Origin of the sequence: Bacillus sp. EE-W1 (assembly GCF_009760835.1) — a bacterium.
Classification (GTDB): Bacteria; Bacillota; Bacilli; order Bacillales; family Bacillaceae_G; genus Bacillus_A; species Bacillus_A wiedmannii.
In genome coordinates this window covers 1-4,905 of the sequence record NZ_WIPE01000153.1, presented here as the reverse complement: position 1 = coordinate 4,905, position 4,905 = coordinate 1, and the positions used below count along the sequence as shown (strand labels likewise).

The window sequence follows — 4,905 nt, the reverse complement described above, 5'->3', positions numbered from 1 at the left end:
ATCGGCGACTTGTCCTATATTACACCTCTAAGGTGAAATCGTCAACACCTTTTTATAAAGATATTCAATTTAATATTTTTATGCTCTTTTAGCTAGATATGCCTCTACAAAGAGCCATTACTAGAAACCACCTTCTGCTTCTCTTTAATTTATTCTTCCAAAACATATTCGATTTCATTTGAACTCTAGACTTAATTCTTGTAGACATGTCCCTCCAACAAAACTAGCAACCTTATTTTAACAAATACTAGTATATAATTAGAGAGTTGTTGTACTAGCAATAAAACTCTATTAGAAGCAGGTGAAAATATGAAAGATATACGTATCCTTATAGCAGACGATGATAAAGAAATCCGAAATTTATTAAAAATATATTTAGAACGAGAATTATATATGGTAGATACTGCGGTTAATGGTGAAGAAGCCTTGCAATTATTTAATCAAAACAACTATAACCTCGTTATATTAGATCTTATGATGCCGAAAGTAGATGGTATCGAAGTATGTAGAAAACTTAGAGATAAAACTAACGTACCTATATTAATGCTAACCGCTAAAGATCACGAAATTGATAAAATTTTAGGTTTAAGCATTGGCGCTGATGATTACATTACGAAACCTTTCAGTATTCACGAAGTAGTTGCACGAGTAAAGGCTCTTATGCGGCGTTTTTTAGTTCTTGGAAGTAACACTACTGCACAAGAGAAAACAATTTTAGCTTTCAAAGGACTAACTATCGATTTAAATACATACACAGTTCATACAAATAAAGAAGAAATCAGCTTAACCGGAAAAGAACTGGAACTGTTGAAATTCTTTACTTCAAACCCAGGACAAGTATTTACAAAAACACAGCTCTTTCGAAATGTATGGGACGATAATTATATAGAAGACGATAATACCGTTATGGTACATATTCGAAAACTTAGAAAGAAAATAGAAATCAATCCTTCTAATCCAAAATTCATTCAAACTGTATGGGGAATTGGTTATAAGTTTGTAGGTGAAAAACTTGAAGACTGATAAAACCCTATTCCTTATTTCATTACAACTTATCATTTGCGGGCTTTTAAATATACAAATGGGCCCAAAAGGAAAGATGTCTTTATTTATTACCCTTATTTTAATTACAATGTATCTCTTCTTTTCAAGAATACAATTCATTCAACATCGCAAATCAGTGGACACAAAATTAGGTCGTGTACTAAAAGGAAATTTACAAACGAGATTATTCACAAGCAATGACCCCTCATTACATAGTATCGTTTTTTCAATAAACGAACTAATAGCTGAATTAGAAAAGGTTCGGATCGAAGCAAAAAGATCCGAGGAATCTAGAAAACAACTTTTGTCTAGTATCTCGCACGATATCCGAACACCACTCACCTCTATTATTGGATATATCGACGCTTTAAAAGATGGGGTTGCTGTTTCTGAAATAGAAAAGAAAGAATATCTTAAAATACTTTATATGAAATCAAATAACTTAAAACATCTAGTTAATGAAATATTCAATATGGCAAAGCTAGACGCCAATGAATTTCCACTAAAAGAAGAGGAACTCGACTTTTCTGAAGTTACTAGAGAAGTTTTGATTGAATTTTTACCTGAACTCTCAAAACATAATCTCGAACTACATGTTCTCATACCAGAATCTACTTGTCCTATCATTGCAGACCACCTTAGCCTTATGCGAATTATGAGTAATTTAATAAAAAATGCCATTTATTACGGAAAAGATGGGAAAACATTAGGGATCGAACTACTAGAAACTGATACAGACTATGAACTCCTTATTTGGGATAAAGGCCCTGGTATTCCAAAACATGATTTACAAAACGTATTTGAACGAATGTACCGAAGCGAACAATCGAGAAACTCCTCTTCTGGCGGTAGCGGTCTCGGGCTTTCAATTTCTAAAGCACTCGTTGAGAGAAATGGTGGGCATATATGGGGTGAAAGTACTCCATGGAAACGAACTACTTTTGGCTTTTCAATTCCAAAATACATTTCTTTTAAGAAATAGTTAAGAAATGATTAATATGCAGTTAAGTCTTCCTTCTTATCATATAATTAAGAACTTATAGAAAGTAGGTGTTTCCTATAAATACAATTATAAAAACGACTAACCTTACTAAAGTGTATGGCACACAAAAATCAGTAGATAATCTAAATATTAATGTTCAACAAGGCGAGATTTATGGATTCATAGGACGAAACGGTGCGGGCAAAACAACAACCATTCGTATGCTACTCAGTCTTATAAAACCTACAAGTGGAAATATTGAAATATTCGGAGAGGACTTATTTCAAAATCAAAAAGATATTTTAAGAAGAATTGGTTCTATCGTTGAGGTTCCAGGGTTTTATGAAAACTTAACTGCAAAAGAAAACTTATTAATTAATACAAAGATAATTGGGATTCACAAAAAGAATGCTATTGAAGAAGCATTAGAAATAGTAGGATTGCAGCATGAAACAAAAAAATTAGTTGGGAAGTATTCTTTAGGAATGAAGCAGCGCCTAGGTATTGCACGTGCCCTTCTCCATTATCCCGAATTACTCATACTAGATGAACCAACTAACGGGCTCGATCCCATTGGTATTAAAGAAATGCGAAAACTTATTAAATCTTTAGCTCAGGAAAGAAATATAACGATACTTATTTCCAGTCACATATTAGCTGAGGTAGAACAATTAGTTGATCGTATGGGAATTATTCATGAAGGAAGGTTACTAGAAGAAGTTTCTCTTAATACGCTACGTAAAGCGAACCGTAAGTACATAGAATTTCAAGTGAATAATGAAAACAAAGCCGCAATGCTATTAGAAAATCAGCTTCAAATCTTTGATTATGAAGTACATGATGAAGGGAATATTCGTATTTATTCTCATTTTGGACAACAAGGATACATCAACAGAACGTTCGTTCTAAATGGTGTAGAAGTATTAAAAATGATGATAAGTGAAGATAGATTAGAAGATTATTTCACTAAATTAGTTGGAGGTGGAACAATTGGTTAATCTACTCTATACAGAACTACTAAAACTAAAACGCTCTAATATGTTTTTAATTAGCATTATTGGGGCTGGTGTCGCACCTTTCTTAGTCGTAGTAGCTTCTTATATACATATAAAAACCAAACAGCCCACTCCGACTATTTGGTTCCATCAATTATTTACTGATGTTAACTTATATACTACTTTAGTGATAGGATTCCCCTTATATGGAGTAGTAATTGCTTATCTGTTTACCCGTGAATATGCAGAAGACACACTAAAGAATTTACTAACTATCCCCGTATCGCGTATTAGCTTTATTATAAGTAAGTTCATCACTCTTTTTCTTTGGATCATGATGCTAACTTTAGTCGCTTGGGCACTTACTTTAATATTAGGGCTATTGGGGAACTTCCCTGGTTTTAACACTGCTTTATTTTTAGGTTCTTTTCTAAAATTTTTAATCTGTGGTGGACTTCTCTTTCTATTGTCTTCACCTATTGTGCTACTAACTCTTGTAATGAAGAGCTATGTACCACCTATTATATTAACAGTCATTATTACAATGACTAATCTTATGCTCGTAAACTCCAAACATAAAGATTTATTTCCGTGGACCGCTACTCTTGATATCGCAAATAATGAATTACAACCCACATATCCACCGGAATATTCTTATATCATCATTGCAGCAACAGCGGTTTCAGGATTTTTTGCAACACTATTCTATTTCAAAAGAGTAGACATTCATTAATTTATAGGAGTGAAACGATGAGCGATATCATTATTGCCTTCATACTCGGTATCGTAGAGGGTTTAGCCGAATTTTTACCTATCTCTTCTACTGGTCACCTTATATTAGTCGGGCATTTATTAGATTTTGAAGGAGAAAGAGCGAAAACGTTTGAAATTGTTATACAGCTAGGGGCAATTTTAGCTATTGCAATTTTATATCATAAACGCCTCGTTTCTTTATGTAATATTAAACCTCTTCTGCGGAAAGAGAAGAAATTCAACGCATTCCACGTATTTCTTGGCGTATTTCCAGCAGTAGTTGCTGGTTTACTACTACATGGTGTTATTAAAACTTACTTATTTCAGCCCTATACTGTCGTAATTGGACTTGTAGCAGGGGCAATTCTTATGCTCTTTGCAGAAGTAAAGAAGAAAGAGGCAACCTCCTATTCACTGGATGATTTAACATACCGGCAAGCATTAACAATTGGATTATTTCAATGCTTAGCAGTATACCCCGGCTTCTCTAGAGCTGGCTCTACTATTTCTGGAGGTCTATTAGCAAAAGTAAATTATAAAACTGCATCTGAGTTCTCTTTTCTCATTGCTCTTCCTGTAATGGTAGGCGCTACAGGCTTAGACTTGTTAAAAAGCTGGAAGTATTTAAGTGTCAATGATATCCCTATGTTTGTGGTAGGATTCATTACCTCTTTTATAGTAGCAATGTTAGCAGTAGTAACATTCCTAAAGCTTTTAGAAAAGATAGGCTTAAAACCTTTCGCATACTATCGTATTTTGTTAGCTATCTTATTTACGCTTTTCGTATTGCTATAAATTCATATAAGTCACAGATAAAAAACCGATATTCAAGTTAGAATATCGGTTTTTTATCCATTTCACATCAAGTACTACATACTCCAATATGGCATAGCGGGAGTAAATCATCATTAATAATCCAAATGTTCTTCAAGCAATTTTAATCTTTACCGTACGACACAGCTCAAAAATTAAACACCCCTTGGACAGAGACCGACTGTGTATACAAACTATATCCATTCCGCATATATCATATTTCTTAATTCTCAATACACCGATACAAGTTCTAAATGTGTACAAAATGCTCATGCTTTATTAAACACGAAAAAACACAAGTCAAAAGACTTGTGTTTT

Annotated in this window: 5 protein-coding genes; all 5 read left to right on the top strand. The window is 33.5% G+C overall.

The genetic code is table 11. From position 1 onward, the window contains the following. Positions 1 to 309: 309 nt before the first annotated feature. The 5 genes from GFJ36_RS28750 to uppP all read left to right on the top strand — a co-directional run bounded on the left by GFJ36_RS28750 (position 310) and on the right by uppP (position 4,569). Positions 310 to 1,023, top strand: a complete 714-nt coding sequence (locus tag GFJ36_RS28750) for a response regulator transcription factor (RefSeq protein ID WP_046953851.1) — start codon at positions 310 to 312, stop codon at positions 1,021 to 1,023. Next, on the top strand, positions 1,013 to 2,026 hold the full coding sequence (locus GFJ36_RS28745; RefSeq protein WP_141542870.1) for a sensor histidine kinase: 1,014 nt from the start codon (positions 1,013 to 1,015) through the stop codon (positions 2,024 to 2,026). The genes GFJ36_RS28750 and GFJ36_RS28745 overlap by 11 nt, the downstream gene beginning before the upstream one ends. 68 nt (positions 2,027 to 2,094) lie before the next feature. After that, positions 2,095 to 3,024 carry an ABC transporter ATP-binding protein gene (locus GFJ36_RS28740; protein WP_000484005.1) on the top strand — a complete coding sequence of 310 codons (930 nt, stop codon included), beginning with the start codon at positions 2,095 to 2,097 and terminating at the stop codon, positions 3,022 to 3,024. Beyond that, a complete protein-coding gene (locus GFJ36_RS28735) occupies positions 3,017 to 3,754 on the top strand; it encodes an ABC transporter permease (RefSeq protein WP_000247712.1) in 738 nt (245 codons plus the stop codon). Before GFJ36_RS28740 ends, GFJ36_RS28735 begins: the two co-directional genes overlap by 8 nt. Positions 3,755 to 3,771: 17 nt before the next feature. Beyond that, positions 3,772 to 4,569, top strand: coding sequence for an undecaprenyl-diphosphate phosphatase UppP (uppP, locus tag GFJ36_RS28730; RefSeq protein ID WP_001279953.1), 798 nt, complete (start codon positions 3,772 to 3,774; stop codon positions 4,567 to 4,569). The last annotated feature ends 336 nt before the right edge of the window (positions 4,570 to 4,905 follow it).

Excerpts from the sequence above, each read along its gene's own strand:
- GFJ36_RS28750 (WP_046953851.1), top strand. The coding sequence starts at position 310 with ATGAAAGATATACGTATCCTTATAGCAGACGATGATAAAGAAATCCGA.
- uppP (WP_001279953.1), top strand. The coding sequence starts at position 3,772 with ATGAGCGATATCATTATTGCCTTCATACTCGGTATCGTAGAGGGTTTA.